Annotated in this window: 17 protein-coding genes, 1 tRNA gene and 2 pseudogenes; 5 read left to right on the top strand and 15 right to left on the bottom strand. The window is 42.0% G+C overall.

Annotated features, from left to right (window positions below; all coding sequences use genetic code 11):
* The 9 genes and pseudogenes from DW917_RS06320 to DW917_RS06280 all read right to left on the bottom strand — a co-directional run.
* Nucleotides 1-7742 (bottom strand): SpvB/TcaC N-terminal domain-containing protein (locus tag DW917_RS06320; protein ID WP_118117187.1); only part of this gene is annotated, 7742 nt, incomplete at its 3' end.
* Between the two features lie 82 nt (nucleotides 7743-7824).
* Nucleotides 7825-9384 (bottom strand): T9SS type A sorting domain-containing protein, encoded by a 1560-nt coding sequence (locus DW917_RS06315; protein ID WP_118117185.1) that lies wholly within the window; start codon nucleotides 9382-9384, stop codon nucleotides 7825-7827.
* Nucleotides 9385-9420: 36 nt separating this feature from the next.
* Entirely contained in the window at nucleotides 9421-10494 is a 1074-nt protein-coding gene (locus DW917_RS06310; RefSeq protein ID WP_118117184.1) for an outer membrane beta-barrel protein, read from the bottom strand.
* A gap of 17 nt (nucleotides 10495-10511) precedes the next feature.
* The gene (locus tag DW917_RS06305; RefSeq protein WP_181993661.1) at nucleotides 10512-11237 is read right to left on the bottom strand and encodes an outer membrane beta-barrel protein; all 726 of its coding nucleotides are present in this window, start codon (nucleotides 11235-11237) and stop codon (nucleotides 10512-10514) included.
* 15 nt (nucleotides 11238-11252) lie between these two features.
* The gene (locus DW917_RS17060) at nucleotides 11253-11447 is read right to left on the bottom strand and encodes a hypothetical protein (protein WP_147344125.1); all 195 of its coding nucleotides are present in this window, start codon (nucleotides 11445-11447) and stop codon (nucleotides 11253-11255) included.
* Between the two features lie 226 nt (nucleotides 11448-11673).
* Nucleotides 11674-11955: pseudogene (locus DW917_RS06300) on the bottom strand (hypothetical protein); the annotation flags it as partial.
* Nucleotides 11956-12491: 536 nt separating this feature from the next.
* Nucleotides 12492-13202: a UMP kinase gene (gene pyrH, locus DW917_RS06290; protein WP_118117182.1), complete on the bottom strand. Its 711-nt coding sequence runs from the start codon at nucleotides 13200-13202 to the stop codon at nucleotides 12492-12494.
* Nucleotides 13203-13260: 58 nt separating this feature from the next.
* A complete protein-coding gene (locus DW917_RS06285; RefSeq protein ID WP_022110065.1) occupies nucleotides 13261-13995 on the bottom strand; it encodes a biotin--[acetyl-CoA-carboxylase] ligase in 735 nt (244 codons plus the stop codon).
* 67 nt (nucleotides 13996-14062) lie between these two features.
* Complete coding sequence (locus tag DW917_RS06280; RefSeq protein ID WP_022110064.1) at nucleotides 14063-14437, bottom strand: YraN family protein; 375 nt, start codon at nucleotides 14435-14437, stop codon at nucleotides 14063-14065.
* A gap of 276 nt (nucleotides 14438-14713) precedes the next feature.
* On the opposite strand from DW917_RS06280, the gene DW917_RS06275 reads away from it, so the two are divergent.
* Nucleotides 14714-15160: a nucleoside deaminase gene (locus DW917_RS06275; protein ID WP_022110063.1), complete on the top strand. Its 447-nt coding sequence runs from the start codon at nucleotides 14714-14716 to the stop codon at nucleotides 15158-15160.
* Nucleotides 15161-15371: 211 nt separating this feature from the next.
* Here the strand turns inward: DW917_RS06275 and DW917_RS06270 are convergent, their stop codons facing one another.
* Entirely contained in the window at nucleotides 15372-16223 is an 852-nt protein-coding gene (locus DW917_RS06270; protein ID WP_118117181.1) for a hypothetical protein, read from the bottom strand.
* A 13-nt stretch (nucleotides 16224-16236) separates the two neighbouring features.
* Complete coding sequence (gene rsmI, locus DW917_RS06265) at nucleotides 16237-16977, bottom strand: 16S rRNA (cytidine(1402)-2'-O)-methyltransferase (RefSeq protein ID WP_022110061.1); 741 nt, start codon at nucleotides 16975-16977, stop codon at nucleotides 16237-16239.
* A 94-nt stretch (nucleotides 16978-17071) separates the two neighbouring features.
* Between rsmI and DW917_RS06260 the strand changes: the two genes are divergently transcribed.
* The 3 genes from DW917_RS06260 to DW917_RS06250 all read left to right on the top strand — a co-directional run bounded on the left by DW917_RS06260 (nucleotide 17072) and on the right by DW917_RS06250 (nucleotide 19033).
* Nucleotides 17072-17653: a thymidine kinase gene (locus tag DW917_RS06260; RefSeq protein ID WP_118117180.1), complete on the top strand. Its 582-nt coding sequence runs from the start codon at nucleotides 17072-17074 to the stop codon at nucleotides 17651-17653.
* A gap of 47 nt (nucleotides 17654-17700) precedes the next feature.
* On the top strand, nucleotides 17701-18843 hold the full coding sequence (locus tag DW917_RS06255; protein ID WP_118117179.1) for an AI-2E family transporter: 1143 nt from the start codon (nucleotides 17701-17703) through the stop codon (nucleotides 18841-18843).
* A 117-nt stretch (nucleotides 18844-18960) separates the two neighbouring features.
* A tRNA-Lys gene (locus tag DW917_RS06250) sits at nucleotides 18961-19033 on the top strand.
* Between the two features lie 73 nt (nucleotides 19034-19106).
* Here the strand turns inward: DW917_RS06250 and DW917_RS06245 are convergent.
* Together DW917_RS06245 and DW917_RS06240 are read right to left on the bottom strand one after the other, a co-directional pair.
* Nucleotides 19107-20048 carry a DNA/RNA non-specific endonuclease gene (locus tag DW917_RS06245; RefSeq protein WP_118117178.1) on the bottom strand — a complete coding sequence of 314 codons (942 nt, stop codon included), beginning with the start codon at nucleotides 20046-20048 and terminating at the stop codon, nucleotides 19107-19109.
* A gap of 70 nt (nucleotides 20049-20118) precedes the next feature.
* Complete coding sequence (locus DW917_RS06240) at nucleotides 20119-20667, bottom strand: UpxY family transcription antiterminator (RefSeq protein ID WP_118117177.1); 549 nt, start codon at nucleotides 20665-20667, stop codon at nucleotides 20119-20121.
* 259 nt (nucleotides 20668-20926) lie between these two features.
* Between DW917_RS06240 and DW917_RS06235 the strand changes: the two genes are divergently transcribed.
* Nucleotides 20927-21580, top strand: a complete 654-nt coding sequence (locus DW917_RS06235; RefSeq protein WP_118117176.1) for a DUF4840 domain-containing protein — start codon at nucleotides 20927-20929, stop codon at nucleotides 21578-21580.
* Nucleotides 21581-21790: 210 nt separating this feature from the next.
* Here the strand turns inward: DW917_RS06235 and DW917_RS18130 are convergent.
* A pseudogene (locus DW917_RS18130) lies at nucleotides 21791-22039 on the bottom strand (MFS transporter); the annotation flags it as partial.
* Nucleotides 21948-22241, bottom strand: coding sequence for an MFS transporter (locus DW917_RS18125; protein WP_370453519.1), 294 nt, complete (start codon nucleotides 22239-22241; stop codon nucleotides 21948-21950). The pseudogene DW917_RS18130 and the gene DW917_RS18125, both read right to left, overlap by 92 nt.
* Between the last annotated feature and the right edge of the window lie 121 nt (nucleotides 22242-22362).

The raw sequence follows: 22362 nt of genomic DNA, 5'->3' as shown, positions 1-22362 counted from the left end.
TACACACCATCCATCGTACCGTAACTCTTCATGATGCGTTCGCCAGCAGCGTTGTAAGTATAACGACTCGTCTTGCCATTATCAGAGAGTACCATCAGGCGGTTGTCTTCATCCCAGTACATCTCACGGGTAGTGTTCGTAGAGTCGTTCGTTACCAGAGTTGGATTACCGTTGGCATCATAGGTGTAATGGTCGTGACCAATCTGCGTTGGAGCCGTCGGGTGGTTACTTTCCTCATACTTATAAGCAAAGTTATAAGACTTGGCAGTTGTCGTTGAGTCCACCTTCTGCACCTTGGTCAGCGGTTCACTCATCCGTCCGAACGACATCACCATATCGTAACTTGCACTTTTTGCCTTACCACTGGCATGAACAAGGCGGTTCAGTTCGTCATACTCATACGTATGCGAACTCTTTCCGCCCAGCTTCGCCTTGTTGAGTTTTGTCAGCGATGTTGGGTTGGCAGCATTCGTAATACCGAGGATATTATCCACAGCATCATAGCTGTACTTATTTTCCATCACAGCCTGACCGTCCACTGTAAGGTTCATCACCTGTAGACGTTCACGCTGCTTGTCATATGTATAGGTTGCTTCCGTGCCATTACCGAGTTTCGTGTAGACCATATGACCCTCCTTGTCGTAACCTATCCTGTCAACGATAACGCTCTGACGTCCCTGTTTATTGCTCGTCATGCTCTCTACCTGTCCAGCAGCATTGTAATGGTAGGTCACCACTTCACCATCAGGATAAGTCATCGTCTGCACACGGTTCCAGCTATCATACGTAGCACCATAGACATAAGTCCTGATATCCGCCACACTCGCCATGACTGTACGGACAGTCTTCGTCACCTCACCCTGTCTGCCATAGTAGTAGGCTTCACCGCCACTCGCATCCTCAACGAGGGCAAGACGACCGGCACGGTTATACTTATCGCCAGCCTTACCATAGGTATAAGTAACACGATTAAAGAGGTTTTCTGGATAAAGCACCTCATGAAGTCGCTCGAAGTCGTAGGTGTAAGAGATGTAACCCTTGTCAGATATCGACTTCCTAAGCTCTGCCGTGAGCTTCGTCAGGAGGTTGCCTGCCGCATCATAGGTCATGTCCGTCTCACCTGCATCAGGATGATTCACCATCAGTTTCCGACCAAGTAGGTCATAGGCATACTTCGTCTCCTTGCCGTTAGGATGCTGAACAGTCATCACCTGACCGACAGGGTCATAGCTGTACTTCACCGTGATATCCTCACCACGGGCATGCTGCACCGTCTCACGGTTGCGTCCCTTGGCATCCGTATAGCTCTCCGCATGTCGTCCCAGTGCATCCGTGACTGTTTTCTGGAGCATCGGTTCACCGTCATGACTGCCGATAGAGTAAGCCGTACGTGTCACACTTCCGTCAGCAAGCGTAACACTCGTGGTACGGTCGTGTGCATCATACTCCGTTTTTGCCTGCAGGTCACCCGTAGCATGGTTGTAAGTGCCAATGTTACCATAGCTTTCCGTCATTGGGTAATAAGCTGTAATGTTACGTCCGAAGGCATCGATGACAGCCCTTCCACTGACGATGGAGACCTTCTGATTGCTTTCACCAGACCACACCACACCCGTCTGCTTCGTCTGGACAGCCCGCATCAGTGAGTCGGCGAATGTATAGGTGTCAATGTTTCCGTCCTTAGAATAATGGATGGTATGTGCCTTACGTTCTGCAGGGAAGTACTCAAAGCGGATAGTAAACGGCTGACCGCTCTCTATCTCATACGGAGCACGGATTGTCTGCTGTCTGCCCAGTGCATCGTAGGTGTATTCCATCTTCTGCCCGTTGAGGTCAGTCGTTACAGACGGAGCATTCCAAAGACCATCATAAGCCGTGCTGGAGCTATAGCCGTATGCATCCTTGACACTTGTCACAAGACTATGATAGAGGTCATCATACGTATAAGCATAGAACATACGCTGATGATTGTAGTTCTCCGGCTTCGTCATGCATGTGATGTTGCCATAGCCATCGTAAGTCATGTTATAGACAGACGGCTTGTCACCGTTATGGAGCACGATCTCCGTTATCTCACCGTTGCCGTCCACCTTCGTTGAGCGTTCACGGTACGTCTTACCGCCACTGCTGACAGCGATATGGCTCGGAACACTGACAATATACTTGTCGGCTATCTTATGATAGTTGATATCTGCCTCTAAGCTATAGCCCGTTGTCGTCTCCTTATATCCCTGCAGGTTACCATAGTCATCGTAAGTATTGCTGACAGCAACCGCCAGACTGTCCCCACTATTTACATCAAAGTTACTCTGAACAAGAGTCTTTAGGGCAGGGAAGACAACAGCATCTGTCGTATTATTACCAACGGCGAGTGTCTTCAGGTCGTAGTCATATAGAGATCCCTGCAGTTTCTTTCCATCAGCGGTATAGAGATATTCACTCGTAACAAGCCCATGCGTATAGTAATCCCTGTTCTTACCATAAGTCTGTACGGAGTAACGGTAGAGTCTGTCACCGTTCTCTGTATCTATCTGGTTGGTACGTACCTGCTTGAAACCATAGAAGTCACGCTCACGACGGTCACGGTAGCCACCACTATATTCAAAGGTATTTCTGCTTCGTACTGCTCCGTTCTCCTTGTATCCACCTGTCGTCTCAACCGATGACATCACCCAGCGACGTCCCGGCAAGTCGTAACTTGGAGTTGTCTGCTCATACCCGATACTGATATGTCCGCCGAAAGGAAGTGTCACAGAGCGCAGCATGTTCGTTCTGCCCGTAAGGTTACGGTGGACGATAAGCTGCTTTGCCCCGCCAGATATGATAAGGTCGGGACGTCCGTCACCATCAATATCTCTCAAGGCTGCGCTTGTAAGACTAACGCCACTTGACCAAGATTTGGTAACCTTAGTTGTAAACCTTAGTTTTAAAAACAGAATATGTATTGGAATGGAAACAGCAAAATTACCATATTGAGAAACGGACGTTGCCAATGACTCATTGAAACGACCTTGTTGTTCTTCGGAATAAGGAATAAAACCAGAACCCGTATTCAACATTATAGTGAACTTTCCACCACTACGAGTTACCATATCAGGTAAGCCATCGCCATTAATATCTATAAAAGATACATTATATTTTGTTGTCGTCTTTGTTCCGTTGACACCGAAAGAAATATCAGCATTACCAAGTACCCCAATGGATGTACCAAGTCCTGCACCCCATGTGCTATTTTCAGAAGACTCCAACGAAGTTACACCACTACGCTCCTCATTTGTAAAGTTATATCCAAGACCAAACTTCACCTTGTCGCCCAAGAGCATATCAGGAAGTCCGTCACCATTGAGGTCAGTCCAATCACTTTCTGTATGAGAGGTACCAGAAGTAAAGTTCCCGCTTGCGCTCACTGACACACTGGAGATGGCATTACCATTGGATGAATTCTTCGTATCACTACCGCCTGGTGTTTCATCGTCTTGTGGTTTAGGATTGATACTGATAGCTAAAGCGTTCTTTGCCGAAGCTTGTTTTGATAGACTTCCATTTGCTCCGACAGTAGAAGAGCTTGCTTTGAATCTTGGTCGACTGACATTTAATTTCATGCGATCTTCACCAAGTGTACCCGTTGCTTTTGTGTATTGAGTAACAATACTGCCATCCACTTCCTCTAACCAATCAGGGTAACCATTACCATTGATATCCATTAGAGCTACCTTGCTATAAGAAGTCTGTGTACTCTTACTGCCACTGAGTCCTGCATAGGAGATTCCACCGCTTACACCATAGCCATTACTCTTTGACTCACTCATGAGCACAGGGGCAGACAATTCACCTGCATTCTTAGCATAATGGACACTGTCTATTATGATAGCATCCTCGCCGATACGAGAACTACAGATTGTATCTAAAGAGATAAAGACATGCTCAGATCCACCAACATACATTCTCTTGTTTGCATCATATCCCATAACAAAGAAGCGCTGTTCGTTGACAGGAGTAAGACTATTTGCAAGTTGATTGCCATCATGTGTAGATTTATAATGCTCGGCTATATCCTTATATTTATCCCTGTCAATGGTCAGTGCTGATACTTCTATTGGCTGGGTAGCATAGGCTTTATTGCCATTATAGGCGAATTGTCCCCATCCTCGATAGAGCCTTCCATAATCAACAGAGTTATACCCAGAGAAAACACAAGCCTCTAACGTATCCACAAGAACACGCTGTTCAGCAGTAACAACTGTAGATGTGGCACTTTGGTAAGAAAGACTATCGCGTAAAAGACTAACTTTAGCATGAGTAGATTTAGATAATTCGTTACTTACTGCAAAAGTAGCAGTCACCTTACCTGTATTTAATCGTTTGATAAGTGTTGTGTCTGTAACTATGATAGTATCTACCTTGAGCGTATTGGAAGTATTCAGACGACAGGTGTGGTGCAATACGGGAAGTCCGTTTAGATCATGTAAAGTGAGGTAAACTGTAGCAGTATCTGTGTCATTCTTTTTATCTTCACGCACAACGGATAGTGTTGGAACAATAAAAAGTTTAGGACGGTATTGTCTATTCAATGCGGTAACACCCTGTTTCAACACTTTGCTCCCTGCTATACTAACAGGCTTGTTGAACATCCTACGAGATGCAACAAAACGTACACTTTCTTGGTCATCTTCATAATTATAGCTACCCGCCCATTGTACTTTTGTCCAATCAACTGGGGATGTGGTTGTGATTTCAAAGAAGAATGAAATAGAATCATTCTCATTTATGTCATCAGTATAATCGTAGGAGCCATTGACTACACTATCAGCTGGAAGTTTAAGCCGTTTTACAATCGTTTCACCATGTTGATCCAAGCGTGTGACGATAAGTGTAACATCATCAGAAGTCTTCCCCTTCATATAAGGAGCGTGAAGCGTAACCTTACCTGTACGATTAAATATAGCAACATTGTTTTCACCTTCTATATAATCAGCCTTGCTATTATATGTTTTTAAGTCTTCTGACAGATACCTATCCTTGCCAACAGGCAAAGATATATAAGTAATTATGGGATTCCAAAGAACTCTGTCGTCCTCACCATCATATCGAGACTGAAGACGGAAGAAAATTCTGTCTCCTACTTTTACATCACAATTAAGATTGTTGGTTTTGCCACCAGCTTGTAATAAAGAGTCGCGGACCATGAAACCATTGTTCTCATGTTGAATGCTGTAGATGATGCCATCACCTTGATTGCTAAGTTTTTTTATAGTACTTTGTATGTTGACCTTGCCAGCAAAAGGTGCGCACCACATCCGGACGGCATCATTCAGTGGATATTCCTTTTCCAAAGAGTCACGGATAACCTTATAGTCTGGAATAAAATGCTTATCAATAGGTGATCCTTCACCAATAATAGGATTGGCAGTCACATTACTTGCAGGACTAAATACAGGTTTACCGTCTACAATATGATTGAAGTAGACCTGACCATTGACAGCTATGTCTGTAAGTCCATCACTGTTGAAATCATAAAGATAGGTGGTAGTCTTGTCCTGATCTTTTGAATGTGTATAAGAAATTCCAACAGAAGCACCAAGTTTATTTGTAATACCAACTTCAACAGCAGCATCTGCATTAAGAGAACGACTGATACTATTACCTTCAGAGAAAGAGTTTACTCCTCGTATCCGTAACGCTTTACCAAAGAGTAAATCCTTTCCATCTGCACTCATGTTTTTACGATAGAAAAGTTCGTTACCTCGTTTGAAAAGCTTATCAGGCAGTCCATCACCATCAATATCTACGAAAGCAACTTTACCTGTATTTGAACTTTTGCTATTAGAGAAAGATGGACCGACGTTTACGGTTCCACCAGTGAAACCTACACCTATCATTGTTCCCCCACCTGTAGTACGGCTTTTCGAAGCTCCACCACCAAGAATACTAAGATTGTCATCACACCCACGAACCGAATGACTGAGGAATGGTTCGTAATCTTCTCCTTCGGCCTTCCATATCTCTTCCTTAGAAGAGAAAAGCCCATTTTTGAGGTCATTGTAATAGTCAAAGGATTGTGTAGCAACCTTACCATCCCTACTATCGTTCTGATCAATGCTCTTTAGCAGCATTTTGCCAAACGGTCCTTCTTCATAGTTTAAGCTATAGCTGCGGAGTTGCTGACCATTATTCTTCACTGTGACCTTACGGAGTAGCCCTTTGTCCCTTTGCATAATGCCAAGTCTTCCGCTACTCGTTACATCTTTTCGGTTTGTGGCTATAGAGTCAATATTGAATTCAATGCTATACAGTCCTTCCGTCTCCCCGAATCCTGTCCATGTATAGCGTTCAGGATAAAGGTTATTGCCAGACTTCATGTAATGGAAAGCAGCAAAGTTTCCGTGAACATCGGTAACACGGTCAAGTGCCCATTTGATACGGTTACCCTTGGTGTCGGTAAGAGAAGTTGCATCACTGACATGACCACCATGACCACCATAACTGTAGACTGTACCATCCTTGCCAGTCACTTCCCAGTAATAGTTCTTCGGGCTGTTACCCTTTCGGATAATCCTACTGAAACCACCTTCAGTCATTGGATAGAACTGCTTGTCTGCCTGTCTTGCCAAAGAGTCAGTCCTACGATAGAGTCGGTCACTGAGCTGCTGTCCCATGAGAAGATAGCTCTCACTTTCTGACTTATCATCGAAACGTGGTACACCCCATCGGGTCTCTATGTCAATACTCTGTACAGGAAGACTCCATCCATAGCCAACAAAGCTACTACCGCCCTCGCTGCTATACTGTAAGCCGGCACTTACACCAATATCATTACGCCCTGCAGGAACTTCGAAAGGATAGGACAGTGACGCCGTACCATTCTGATTAGCTGATGGGGCTTCAATCTGCTGAATACCCGCTGCTGGGTCAGCAGCCTTCAGCTCACTGATACCTGTAGGGACATAGTTCTGTGTTTCGGGACTCTCAGGAACTTTGATGATACCGTTGATGACATCCGTAAAGTGTGAAGTCTCTGCCATTGCCACCTCACGTTTAGCATCAATACCTTTTGACTGGAGCATTGTCCAACGTTGGTGCAGTTCATCATAATAATAGGTGTGGATATCATCTACGGTATAGCCTTTCGGTATCAACGTGCTGTCGTAAGGTACTGCGATACTTGCCAGATGATGGACGAAGTGATTGCCATGAGGTAAGAAGCGATACCCTGACACAGTATCTGTTCTTGCCATTAAGGTGTCACAGCCACCTGTAACATTCACCATACCCGTAGGCAAGGTTGGTAGTTCACCCTTTCTAAGTGGCGTAATACTGAGAACTTTACCCTTTTCCATAGCCTCACGTGGTACGGCAAGCTGGGCACGCCCAACATTGAGCGTATCGCTGTCGGAGTTGGTAAAGAACTTGCTGACGGTACGTTTGCCTAAGTCTGCAAAAAGTCTTGCAGACTTCCTGTTCGCCTTGTGAGTATCTACACGATTCCCCTTCTGAATTCTTGCGATTTCTTCGGAGATTCTCTTCACAGGTAAGTTCTGTACACTGTCCTTAACTTGTTTTCGTAAGGAAGTAGCCTTTCGGGAAATGCTATCTTTTTGTACAGAAGAGACTGTATTAGTACATGTAGAATCACTGTTTACAGTTTCTTTAGCAGAACGATTACTTCCACCATTACAGGAGTTTAGTATGATTCCTGCAAGCAACAGGAACGGAAGGAGGAATGAATGTGTAGAATACTTCATTATTCTTGCTATTTTGTTTCAGACCTAAAGGTCCTCAGTATATATACTTGCGTTGGAAAATTTATAAAGGATAAAAAGAGAATTACTTTCTCACCAGTTTAAATGTCTTTTCTTTGCTACCACTTTGCAGTGTCAATAAGTAAACACCTGTCTGTGGAAGATAGACTTTAGTGGAGAAATATGTATCTGGCATATTCGCCTGACGACTGACAAGAGCTCCACCCGCCGTATAGAGTGCCATGTCCAATGGAGCAGCTTCGCTCAGTTCCACCCGGACACCGACATATCCATTCGCCGTTGGATTAGGACTTACACTTACATTCGCAAAGAAGTCACTATTTCCATCGGAAGGATTCATGGAAGGAATTTCTGTGATACCCGTCTTAGATATCTGAAACTCATTCTCAGACTTATTGCCCACATGGTCTGTCGTCGTAAGAAGGTATTTTCCTTCTATGAGTCCATCAGCAGACTGTATGCTGTCGCTTGTAGTACGATTGAAAACAGACATGTGTTCTCTCTGTAGAGTCATCCTGTAAGGGGCAATACCACCTGTTACTCTGACAGAAAGTGTTCCTGTGCTGCCGCTCTTCTCCGTTGGCTGCTCTACTTCTATTGTTGTAAACATATCTTTGGCAGCTCGTAGCGTGAATACGTCACGTTTGCCTAACGGTATATTCTTAAAGACAATACTATCACCAACTGTCGTATTTGCCTTATGATAACTTAGAGTTTTGACAGGAAAGCTACCTGTTCCTGTAGGATCAACGGCAAGATAGTAGCTCTCACCTTCTGCAAGAGGCTGTATCTGGCGTAGCTGCTTGCTATCAGCTACAACATCAACATTGGGCTTGTCAATCCGTGTTGCTGTATCCATCCATCTTCTACCGAGCCACTTGCCGTAAGCCTTACTCTGACGGAAAGAAAGTTTACCATTGTTGTCACCCCAAAGAAGACTCTCACCATCTTCAAGAGGTTTGCTCATACTGATTGTAAGAAAACCGTCTTCCTCACAGCTCTTGGCTCTTGTCTTATGCAGGGCAGAGGCTTTGTCTGAGATAAGACCAGCTATACGGTGGCTATAGTCCTTGTTGGTATACCCATTCCAAATAACCTCGCTTCTTGAATTAAGGTAACTACTGCGAAGACTCACGCCGTATTTCAATGCGAGGTAGCTTTCCACACGGCAACGTTCTGTATCAGAAAGGCGGCGATCGAAGACGGTATACTCAACAGTTCTGCCATCAAGGTTCTTTACTGGCAGCTTAGCGTTCCCATTCCGACCGATATGCAGAGTCTGACCGTTGCTCATATTGGAAGAGGTCGTATAGCTGTAAAGTCGCATTTCAGGCAGAGATTCCTTGGCATAATTCATAAAAGTACCGTCACCAAGGTTAGCAGCACGTTCGGTTGTCTGTATACGGGTAATAGATCTTCCGCTTCCAAGAGACCATATTGCCTGTTCCTTTTCGCCATATACATTACTTACGCCGATATAGGTAAGACCAGCACCAGCAGAGACACGGACAGAGGTAGAATCGTGTGACCAGACCATTGGCTTATCTACACCACCAGGGGTCTGAGCTGTAGCAGAAAGAGTGGATATAAAGAATAAAACTGCTATGAGGTATTTATGTTTCATAATAGAGACTGTTTTAATATGATTCGAAAATGCGGTTTATTTAGCTTTGCCAAGTGGAAGACTGTAGCCAATGGTAAGACTGACTGTCTGCAGATTGTTCATACGCTCCTGATATCCATAGTCATTGGCACTGGTGCGGAGCACATCATTAAATCCGAAACCGTATTCCAGTCCTGCCTCAAGACCGTTCTTTATATCAACATAGCCAATCTTTATGGTAGGAATAAATGTCACTCGTGCTTTGACAGATTCTCTCAGATGATCCTGAGTACGTTCAGCCTGCTGTCGGTATACCTCCCCAATGCGGTCATTGGTGAAGTCGATATTACGGCTGCCAAACGGAATAGCAGCACTGATTCCTGCTCCCATATAGAACTTTGGGAAAGCATAGAAACGAAGCAGGATTTGCGGAGTAATGAAATTATAATGAAACCGTGTAGTCTCGGTTATATTTTCAGGTTTCTTGTACTCCGTCAGCTTGCTGGAGAGACGAGTATAATCAATGCTCAACTCTGCACCTAACCTGCGATATTGCCATGTGCCAAAGACTCCAATACGAGGATTTACACCACCACGTTCATTCATTGTGAAAGTAGGACGTATATCATAGTTCTCAATAATACTGCTTAATCCTGAAATGCTGGAATAACCAACTCCTGCCCTAAGTCCAATCCGAAAAAGATGATGGTGAGGAAAAGAGTAAGTCCTCATAGATGGAGTTTCTTTCGGATTCTCCTGTACGATAGAGGGCTGACTATTCATAGAGCTGTCAAGAACAGATTCACCTGTTTTCTGATTAGTAGGTTCATTGTCAGGTTCTTTCTTCTCGTGTTTCATACTGGCTGTTTTATCGTTTACAGATGAATTCCCCAGCTTATTATATACACAATCTGAACGTCCCGAATCCTTCTGCACATTTGTCTTGTCTAAAGAAAAAGAGACTGGTGGTGTAGCAGACTGTGATGGAGCCTTGTCTGCTGTCTTTTGTTCTATACTCTGCTCAGACTCTGGCTCGTCATTAACACAGCGTTCTATACCCAAAAGAGCAGCTATGCCAAGAAAGATTCCTGCCAGAATATAACGTTTTTTTCTGTTGCTCTTGTCCTTCATAGATAAACTCATAAGGGTTAAAGTTTAAAAAGATAGCTGATACTAAGCTCTATGTTCTGTCCATGGGTTGAATGTTCTGCCCAGTTATAGTCATTACGCTCTGTCTTGATGGTAGAGTTCAATCCGTGAAAGTAACGTAAATCTAAAGCCCAGTGGTTGCCAATTTCATAGCCGAAGCCACCACCAACGGCAATATCTGGCTGCCCCGTCAGTTTCTCCTTCATCAAACGTTCCGTCTCAGCTACAGTAGCAAAATGATAGTTTGCAAACTTATTGTCTTCTTGATTACTCTCGTAAGATATGCCCTTGCCATTAAGATTGGCTCCCGCACGCCCTCCAATTGAGATATTGAAGCCTTTGCGCCAAGGATAAATCTTCAGCAGAGCAGATACACCAATGTAATTATAACGAGGTGTAACCTTATAGTTTAACTCCTTATCATCATTATAGACAAGCTGTGATGCCTTCTGCCAATAGCTAAATCCACCTTCAACACCAATGATGGAACCATCAACATGATACTGGGCAAATACACTAACTGTTGGAGTAAACTGCCACTTGTCTTTGAAATTGTAATTGGAATAATAGTCTTCAGGAACAAGGATTTTATCCATTCCTGTGTTGACAGACATTCCACAACCTAAACGGACACCTAACCGGATAGGTGAAACCTGCGCTGACAAGTTTCCTCCAGAAAGGAATAATACTGAAAATATAGCTGTATTCAAGACTGTCTTCATCATATTCATACACTGTGATTACATATTGTTAAAATGAGGTAAAAATACAAAAAAAGAAAGAAAACTATTCCGTAAATCATCATATGCATGGGCATTTTTGGCAAAAGCAAATGTACTGATGAAAAGTATCAAGATTACCTTCCAGCGTAAAGTCGTCGTTGCAACACGCTCCCAGTGTCCAATAGGATTTCTGTGCATAATACTTTTTTTCATATTTTTATTACTGTTATTAAATGTCAACTACACACTCGAAGAGTGTTGTTATGTTTGTTTACTTGGAAAAATATCAAATAGTAATTTTACCAGTGGCAATCCATTACTCACTTTAAATGCGTAGAATGATTATACCACTATATCTGTATGGTATATCCAACACTGTATTTATGCAATGCGAATAGTCCAGCGTATTTCCATTTATATCACATAGGAATAATTGAACTTCAACTCCCACGTCACTGGAAATCACAGGATTCATATACCTCGCCCCATCGTAATACAATCCCGTCTCCTCATCGAATTCCTTACCATTGAACTTCGGATACTGTATCCAGCCTTCAGGAACGCTGTGTTCACCCAGATCTGTAATGATGCTGTTGTAACCAATACCTGTATTATCTGGATCTGCAGTTGCACCCTTCATCGTCGGCACTCCCGGCGGTGTGCCGAGCTGCTTGTAAAACTCCTCACGCTGCTTTTCTATCTGCATCATGCGGGCGGCATGCAGTATCCTATTGACAGCAGAAACATCGGGGCACTTTTAGGGTTAATCGAAACTTGTATTTGGCTTTACATGTCTCGATCAAACTCATTAATACTTTTACTGCCAGAAGATTACTTAGAGCCTTGCCGAAGTATGCTTTGCCCTGTGTAGTCCTGTCTGCTATACGAAGTAGGATCATTCTTCCTTGTTTCATATTTGGGAGCAAAGATAATGATTTTTAAGTAAACTGCAAAAAAACAGATCATTTTTATATAAATCTTTGTGCAAAATGTACAAAAAGCAAATATATTCTGCATTTTCTTACATAAAGCGGTTAATTTAGTACTTTATTGTGGGGTTGGCTATATAACCTTTTGCTAATGCCAATTGCCGGTTGGATAGATATACAGCCAAGCATTAAAAATGAATGAAGAAACGCTTCGTTAGAGAGCATATATATGTGCTCACTTTGAGGAATTGCTTTCACATCGGAGGGTGCGTCATGGAATTATGACACACCCTCATTTTCATACAAGGAAAAGAATGGAATAAAGGAATTAATTGTGTACTAAGGTACCAATCTCCTCACCATCCATTACCTTTTTCAAGTTACCTACGACATCCATATTGAATACATAGATAGGGAGATTATTCTCCTTGCACATCGTTGTTGCAGTAAGGTCCATTACCTTCAATCCCTTCGTATAAATCTCATCGTAAGTAATATCAGAGAACTTAGTAGCAGTAGGATCCTTCTCTGGATCTGCAGTATATATACCATCTACACGTGTACCTTTCAGCATCACGTCTGCCTCTATTTCAATACCACGCAGAGAAGAACCGGTATCAGTAGTAAAGTAAGGGCTACCAGTACCAGCAGAGAAGATACAAATATAACCCTCCTCCATAGCCTCAATAGCCTTCCACTTGGTATAGAACTCACCGATTGGTTCCATACGGATAGCCGTAAGCACTTTGTTCTTTACGCCCAAAGCTCCAAGCGCACTACTCAAGGCAAGAGAGTTGATGACCGTAGCACACATACCCATCTGGTCACCTTTGACACGGTCGAAACCCTTTTGGCTTCCACTCAATCCACGGAAGATATTACCACCACCAATGACGATACCTATCTGAACTCCCATTTCATGTACTTCCTTGATTTGTTTTGCATAATCACTAAGACGCTCCGGATCAATACCGAAACTCTGTTTACCCATCAAGCTTTCACCGCTCAATTTCAAAAGGATTCTTTTAAACTTAGCCATGTTTTATATGAATTAAAATTAATAATTTACGTTTTTTCCTACTATTCTTAGAGTTGCTTTATTCCCTGACAATACTGATTTCGCCAAAAGCATACGAACGGATTCTTCCCTGTCTATCATGCAAAATCAAATGGCCATCATCCTCAACCTCAACCAAGGCGCCTTCAAATTCACCATCTGCATCCCGATAAGGATGGAAGCCCTTTCTGCGATACAGAGACAAATGATAGATTCCCGACACGTCCATATAGTCTGCACGGCGCAGCAATTCATAATACTTTTCGAATCCATCAAGGATTTTCTTCAAGACTTCATCACGATCCACCTCATGTCCAAGAATCTGAGCTAAGGAAACCGGATTAGGAGCATCACTATGAAAGACAAGCTGATTGACATTTAATCCTATGCCAAAAACACAACTCTTGATGCCCTTGGAGTCGATTGTATTTTCTATCAGCGTACCACTGATTTTCTGATCGTTCCAATAGACATCATTAGGCCATTTCAATGTGATGTTCTCCACATAAGAATCCAATGCATCCTTGACAGCAAGAGCACCAGCCATAGACAAGACAAACTGGCGACGCACAGGAATCCAATGAGGATACACCTTGATACTGAAAAGCAGGTTTTTCCCTTTTTCACTTTCCCAGGTATGCGTACCCTGTCCTTTACCAGCCGCCTGATAGTCAGCAACAGCGACAATCATTTCTTCATCACCCTCCTCACGATAATTTTTAAGATACCGATTGGTAGAGTCAATCTCTTCTAATCTTATAATTTTTGTTTTCATTTCACCTTATATTAATAATAGTGGCATTTAGCTTTCAAGAGAGACAAAATAGTATAACCCATATTACTTATAGGAGTAAGGGGTTGAAAGCATCCTCTATCCAGTCAATACTCTCAACATGAGGACGCATACCGATAACAGAAATAATATCAAAGCGAATCTCGCAATCAATCATATTCTGTTTTACGTATGCATTAGCAGCAATAGCAATATTACGCATTTTGGTAGTATTGACGGCTTCCTCTGGTTGCAGATATACATCATTCCGGCGGGTTTTTACTTCTACAAAGACGAGTAATTTGCCATCTTCTTTCAAGGCGATGATATCCAAGTCTCGCTTCCCTACTCTCCAATCCCGCTCAAGAATAGTAAATCCCTTCCGTTGCAGGAAACGGGCAGCTTCATCTTCACCCCACTTACCCAATTCATTATGTTCTGCCATATCTATACCAATTCGTCATTTCATTCTTTTATATGCTGCATGAGCCATGAAGCATAATTTATTTGCAAAAATAACACTTTTCCTTTTAACGTCAAACTTTTTATTGCTTTTTTTTAAGAACAAAACGGTTTCTTTCAAAAAAGGTTTTATATTATTTTGTTTTATCTCGCTTTTCCATTAATTTTGCACCCAAAACAGCAGGGAAATCTTTGTTTAAAAAAAGAAAGCCTGTAAGAAATCAGATAAAAACAGACAGGAAATCACAAAAAAGACAATATGGAAGAACAAAAGAAAAAAGACGAGGAATACATGAAGAAAGCAATACTCGAAGCACAAAAAGCCTTCGAGGAGGATGAGATTCCGGTAGGAGCCATCATCGTATGCAGAGACAGAATCATATCCCGTGCCCATAATCTGACAGAAATGCTTTGCGATGTAACAGCACATGCAGAAATGCAAGCTATTACATCAGGAGCCAATATGCTTGGCGGTAAATATCTGAAAGACTGTACGCTCTACGTTACGGTAGAACCTTGCGTAATGTGCGCAGGAGCTATCGGATGGGCTCAAATATCCAGAGTCGTCTATGGCGCAGCTGATGAGAAAAGAGGTTACTCCAAATTTGCTCCCAACGCTCTGCATCCCAAAACGACAGTCACTTCAGGTGTATTGGAAGAAGAATGCAGATTGCTCATGCAGGATTTTTTCGGAAGAAAAAGATAAAGAGTCGGTACAAGAAGCTGGACAAGAAGAATTCAACTGAAGAGATTCGTCTGAAAGATTTTCGATAAAAAGAACTCGAAAGAATAAAAAGAACTCGAAAGAATAAAAGAATTCGGCATAAATATGGAAAACAATAACGCTTCCCACATTTATGCCGAGATTTTATGAATAACACGAAGGAATCAAAACTCCTTCATTTTCTGTATAATCCTTATTTAACAAGCACAACCAGATACTTGCTGGTGCTCCAGAAAATATGTGGATTAGTAATGCGCAATGTGTACTGCTTATTGGCATCACGTACCAGTGTATAACTGCTTGATGGATGAGCTGTCATCAATTTAGCAGACTTAGAGTAGAGCCTGATTTCTGTAGTATTACGGATATCAATCTTGGTGAAGTAATTCTTATTGAAATTACCATTCATCACCTTGCCGTTCTCTAAGATACGCTGACCCTTCAATTCCTTCTTTGTACCAAATACATACCAAGCTGTATTCAGCTGCTTGTCCTGTGCATTGATAGTCTCAGTCTTCTTCTGACTTTCATTCTTCAAGTTGCTGACATTGGTATTCAAATTATTGACAGACTCATCGAGTTCCATGATATGAATATCCTTCTTGTCCAATTCCTCACGGAGAGCCTGAAGCTGCTTCTCCTTCTCTACCAACTGAGCCTGAAGACCCTCGATAGTCTTCTTCAACTGAGTAGCGTTCAAAGAACTGCCTTCCAATTTCTTCTGAAGTTTTGCAATCAGCTCTTTGTTCTTTTTCATTTGAGCAGCGATGAACTGTATATCTTCTTTCATCTTCTGCTTACTGCTTGTACCCTCTCCGTTCTTAGCCAAAGCAACACGTCCCTCAGCCTCGCTAATCTGGCGAAGACCTTCCTGAACCTCATTGAAGGTACCCATCATGTCATTAATCTCACTATCTCTTTGAGCAATTACCTCATTGAGCGAATCTGCAAGATGCACATTAGCCGATTCCGGACTGTTTTTTCCATCCTTACAACCAGTTACTAACAAGGCCGCGCAGCAGACGATAAAAAATAATTTTTTCATAATCTTTCTCCTTTTAATTTTGATACTTATTCATTTTACGTTCTTCACGTCGCTTTTCTTTCATTTCTTCCTTAAGTTGCTTAGGATCCTTACCGGCAAGCACAATTACGAACTCGCCTCTTGGCTCCACTTCCTCAAAATGAGCAATCACTTCTGCCAAAGTACCTCTGACACTTTCTTCGTGTATCTTTGAGATTTCACGGCAGCAACTTACTTGTCTGTCTTCACCAAATACCTCAGCAAACTGCTGCAAGGTCTTCACCACACGATAAGGCGATTCATAGAAAATCATCGTGCGAGTTTCATTTTGTAAAGACTCCAGATAAGTCTGTCTCCCCTTCTTTTGGGGAATAAAGCCCTCGAAACAGAATCTGTCACAAGGTAAACCAGATGAGACAATGGCAGGAATGCAGGCCGTAGGACCAGGCAAAGTCTGAACGGTTATCCCCGCTTTAGCAGCCTCACGTGCCAAATAAAAGCCGGGATCGCTGATTCCAGGAGTACCAGCATCCGAGATGAGAGCTATGGTCTCCCCCGCCTTCAAGCGTTCTACAACAGAAGCCGAAGTGCCATGTTCATTAAACTTATGATGCGCCATCAATCTGTTTTTGATGTCGAAATGCTTCAGTAGGACGCTCGATGTTCGAGTGTCCTCGGCGAGAATCAAATCAGCTTCTTTCAAGACTCTGATAGCTCGCATTGTCATGTCCTCCATATTGCCAACAGGAGTCGGTACGATATATAATATGCCCATACGGGGTACAAATGTAGTTAAATAATCTTTCTAAGCAAAAAAAAAACGATTTTCTTTGCATTTTTTAAAACCTTATTGCTAATTTTGCCACGAAATGACAGAAAATCTACTTGGGGAGACACACCGTCCCGGCAGAATTGAAGTGGTGTGCGGATCTATGTTCTCTGGCAAAACAGAAGAATTAATCCGAAGAATGAAGCGAGCAAAGTTCGCCAAGCAGAAGGTGGAAATCTTCAAACCTTCCATCGATACGCGCTACTCAGATGAAGAAGTTGTGAGCCATGACCAGAACTCTATCCGGTCAACTCCAATTGAATCCTCTGGGTCTTTGCTCTTATTGGCTTCAGACATCGATGTGGTCGGTATTGATGAAGCCCAGTTTTTTGACAAAGGGCTCGTTGAAGTTTGCAACGAACTGGCTAACCGTGGCATCAGAGTCATCGTTGCCGGATTGGATATGGACTTCAAGGGAGTTCCTTTCGGCCCGATTCCTGCCTTGTGTGCCATCGCAGACGAGGTTACCAAAGTGCATGCCATCTGCGTGAAGTGTGGCGCCTTGGCTTACGTAAGCCATCGTCTGGTGAACAATGAGCGAAGAGTTCTGCTCGGCGAAAAAGACGAATATGAGCCTTTGTGTCGAGAATGTTACCAGAAAGCACTGAAAGGAGAAGATTAAAATTCTCCAAGGAATCATGCCTAACTCTACATTATTATATAATACTTATGGCAAAGGAAATCACATTTGACAAATTTATCCGTTGGACAGGCATTGTGCTCATAATAGGAGCTGTGCTCTTTGTTACCAACTATTTAAGTAGCGTACTCTTACCATTCTTCATCGCTTGGTTTTTCGCTTACTTACTTTATCCTGTAGTCAAGTTCATAGAAAACAAGTTGCACGTTAAGGTGAGAGCTTTGTCTATCATCATAGCCATGCTGCTTGCCATTGGTGTCATCGGTGGAGTTATCTGGATGATTATCCCTCCTATGATTGACCAGTTTGACAAACTGGGCGATGTGCTGACTAAGTGGCTGCACCAGACCACCCATACCAACAACCTCACTGCGCTCATCAAGGACTGGATACAGGAGAATCAGGGGCAAATAGAGAAATTCATGAAGAGCAAGGATTTTTCCGATGCCATCAAGAGTGCCATGCCTAAGGTTTTCTCCGTAGTAGGACAAACAGCAAATATCATTCTGAGCATCATCGCTTCGATGATTACATTATTATATATGTTCTTTATCCTGCTCGATTATGAAACCCTTACCGCCAATTGGATACGAATCTTCCCTAAAAAGAGCCGTCCTTTCTGGCAAGAACTGATGAAGGATGTAGAACGCGAAATGAATAACTATATTCGTGGTCAGGGAATGGTGGCATTATGCATGGGCATCATGTTCTGTATCGGATTTACGATTATCGGTTTTCCAATGGCTATAGGTTTGGGCATCCTGATTGGAATCATGGACTTAGTACCATACCTCCATACCTTTGCACTCATCCCTACTGCTTTCCTTGCCATGCTCAAGGCGGCAGATACGGGCCAGAACTTCTGGTTGGTCTTCGGATTAGCCTTCCTGGTATTCTGTGTAGTACAGATTATAACCGACATGGTGGTGACACCTAAGATTATGGGTAAGGCAATGGGACTGAATCCTGCCATTTTGCTCTTGAGTCTTTCTGTATGGGGTGCTTTATTAGGATTCATTGGCTTGATCGTAGCCCTTCCTCTTACCACACTTCTCATCGCCTATTGGCAGAGATATGTGACCAGAGAGAAGCCTCATTATGAAAACTACCAGGCTCCGGAAGAAGCCGCCAATGAACTGAAAACGCCTTCCAAAGTGCCTTCTGAGGAATAAAAAGTAAAGAAAAACGAGAAAAATGCGAGTTTTTTACAAAAAATCTGCTTTTTATTTGGTGGATTCAAAAAAAAGCTATACCTTTGCACTCGCTTTTGAAACATAAAGTTGGAGATTGACTCGCTAGCTCAGCTGGTAGAGCACAACACTTTTAATGTTGGGGTCATGGGTTCGAGCCCCATGCGAGTCACAATCCTAAAAAAGACTTCCAATATTTTGGAAGTCTTTTTTTATCATCATTCTATTTTTCTGATACAGACTTATTACCATTCATTTATATCCGCTTTGGCTTCCACCTTATTCTCTATATTATCAGGCAATTTAGAGAAGAAATCGTAGCCAGTAATTCGCTCTACTTCATCGATAGAATTGACAAAGTCTGTCTTTTTCCTTCCTTTTTGAGACTGGTTTCTACAGATAAAGCCAATAGCTTGAGGATAATCCCCCATACGTAGGACTACCTTAAAGAAAGCCTCAGGAACAACGACTTTATTCTTTCCTATTTTGCGATGCTGCTGATTCAAATAAATAGGACCACATACCACATAGACCTTTCCGTATTTTACAGCCCACGAACGGCATTGCTGCTCAATACTATTCCACATACCACGATTCAACCCATTATCCTGTGGACACATATTGGTAATCAAGAAACAATCTTCCATAGCTTTCTCACTCCATTTATTATCAGCAGCAGGACACATGTGACCTCTATCATACCCGCTATTATAATAATCAGACAGATAGCCCTTGGGATCAGGCATATCTTCATCATCCTGAAAAGCCATACGCTGTACTTTACCAGAAGCATGCTCTGCAGAGATTGTCCAAGCTACCCAATTAGGATTTTTCATCTCATGATTGTAAGAAACGGTATAGGAATAGCGCTTTCTGATGGTTTCCGACAAGGTGCCCCTCGTATAAACAGGAATTTCCAAACCATCATAATTACCTTCTGCTACAGAAGTTCCACTTGTTTTCGAGGAAGACTGGTTTGCTTCAGAAGCCACCTGATTTATTTCAGAAACCGCCTTGTCTATCTCAGAAGCAGTCTTGTCTATTTCAGAAACCGTCTTGCCTGCTTTAGAAACAATCTTATCAAACAAGACTTTCTGGTTTGACTTGCTCTCTCCACAACTCACAGCAATAGAGAATGCAAAGAGCAATACAAGAGATTTCAACACAAACTTATTTAACTTTTTCATACTGATTATTTTAGTTTACCTAATTATTAAAAATATCATTTACCGAAAAACCACAAGTCCCCAACTACTTTTATTTTCCTTTTTCTATGATTTTCAATGCATAAGCAGGAATATACGTTGTGCAGACAGCAAGTCCTTCTACCACACATACCACACACTTGTCCTTGAAGGGTCTGGCATAATAACCACGTACCCCGGCAAATCGTCCGGAAATAATCTCTACATAATCGTTCTTTTCAAGATTATCAGAATAACGTCCATCTACAAAACGGCTGAACTGATCATTGCAAACCCTGATAAAATCTTCCATCTGCTTGTCTGGAATGATAATGGGACGAGTATGATGAACGGAATCCATGCGAAGCATGACTGGTATTCCCAAAGCTTCGAGTGCAGACTTTGCTTCCAACATATTTTCATAAGAAGTCTTGACAAAGACCATATTTCCCATGACAGGAACATCCATGAGTATCTCTTTTCCATGAATTACCCTCACAACTTTATGCATAGGCACAAAACACTCTGTCCCTCTGCTGTCGAAATAATCTCTCACCTTCAATTCTCTCCGGCAATTGGGGCGAAGATACAACCAATATTTTTGTGTTGCGCTATAATCCATGTTTACTCAATTCTTATATCTATAAGCTTAGGTTTACACTACCACATTATTACACATGCAAAGGTACATAATGTTTTCTAATTAAGCAAGAAAATAGACAGAAAAATATTATTAACATTAATTAACCGCTATCTAATGCAAGATTCTTGTTTTTGGGGGTTTATAACAATGGAAAGAATAAAAAAGAATCATATATTCCCAACCAAATTCTTTATCAAAAAAGTAGGAAAATAGTATAATAACAATTAAACATAAGAAAATGAAAAAAATTACATTGCTATCTTTAGTTGCTGTATTGTTCACAGCACTAACTTTCACTTCATGTAATACAGGTGATGATAACGGCTACAGCTATCTTACAAAGGAGCAGCAAGATGCTTACCAAACGAAAATGGCTGGTTCTTATTCTAATCTGGTACTCTTATTCGATCACAAGAATGATGCTAACGTAAAGAATCAGGCAGATTCTGTAGAGACATCATGCTATTTCAGTATGCGTAATGATAGTACATTTACCATCAGCAACTTCCCTATCAAGAAACTTGCCGAGCACATCTCTAATCCTGAATTGAAGGAAGCCATCAGCAAGGTAGAAGACAAGACCGTGGCAGGAAAGTACATGGTTTTACCAAACAGTCCGACAAACCAAGCATATTTTTATGCTTGTCCAAGTCCTATCAACCTCAATCTTACATACGGTTCAGATGCTAAAGAACATAAGGTTGTATTGATTTTCTCTGCCCACCCATACTATGCAGGCAGTTGTGGTTGGTCAACTAGAAAAATCTATTTCCCATTCATTCTCTCCTACATCTTTGTAGATGGCGCACAGACCAACTACATTAAGAATTCTATAAATTCACAGCCAATTGTAAGTTTTGCTTGTCGCAATAAAGTGACATCAAAACAATAAAAATATTATCAAGAAAAGAATTAAACTATCAAATATATGCATAGTTAATACTCTCTTATATAAAATATAAAAACGTAAAGAGGCGCAACCATCGTGAAGATGCTTGCGCCTCGTCTTTTTACTGATCATAAATGTTTTAAAGCCATCTTTACATTAAAACACTTTACTTTAATGCATTGTTTCCTCTAAAGTATTGTTTCCTTTATAGCATTATTCCTTTCTCCAGAGTTTACTCATATCCTCCAGGCTCTTTCCCTTTGTCTCTGGCACAAGTTTCCACACAAAGAGGGCTGCACAAATACAGATGGCTCCATAAAGACCATAGGTAAACCAATGACCGAAATCATCTCCTTCCACCAAATGCATATTAAACAGCGGAACGAAGGTTGAGCTGACAATAAAGTTGAAGATCCACTGGAAGGCAACTGCGATGGCAACAGCAGCGCCACGAATGGTATTGTCCTAAATTACTGGCGAAGAGACCAGAAAGAGCACTACCGATGATACAACCGATCAATGCACTTGATGATGTAAATCCGTGCATGAAATCCGTGTATTCGAAATCACTTGCGCCCTTGAAGAAAGCTTGCAATCCTTTTTCGGCACCCGAAATTACTGCGGTATCATAACCGAAGAGCAAGCCACCCAATACGGCGACCATCACAATTGAGATAAGATAGGCTTTAGAGCCATTTTGATTCTGTTCCATATTTTTTAGGTTTAAATTGTATCTGTTTTAGAATAGTTTGTAAATACTATATTTAGTACGCTATTTTTCCACA

This window comes from Prevotella sp. AM42-24 (genome assembly GCF_003461825.1).
Taxonomy (GTDB): Bacteria; Bacteroidota; Bacteroidia; order Bacteroidales; family Bacteroidaceae; genus Prevotella; species Prevotella hominis.
This window is presented reverse-complemented; position numbering and strand designations above follow the sequence as displayed.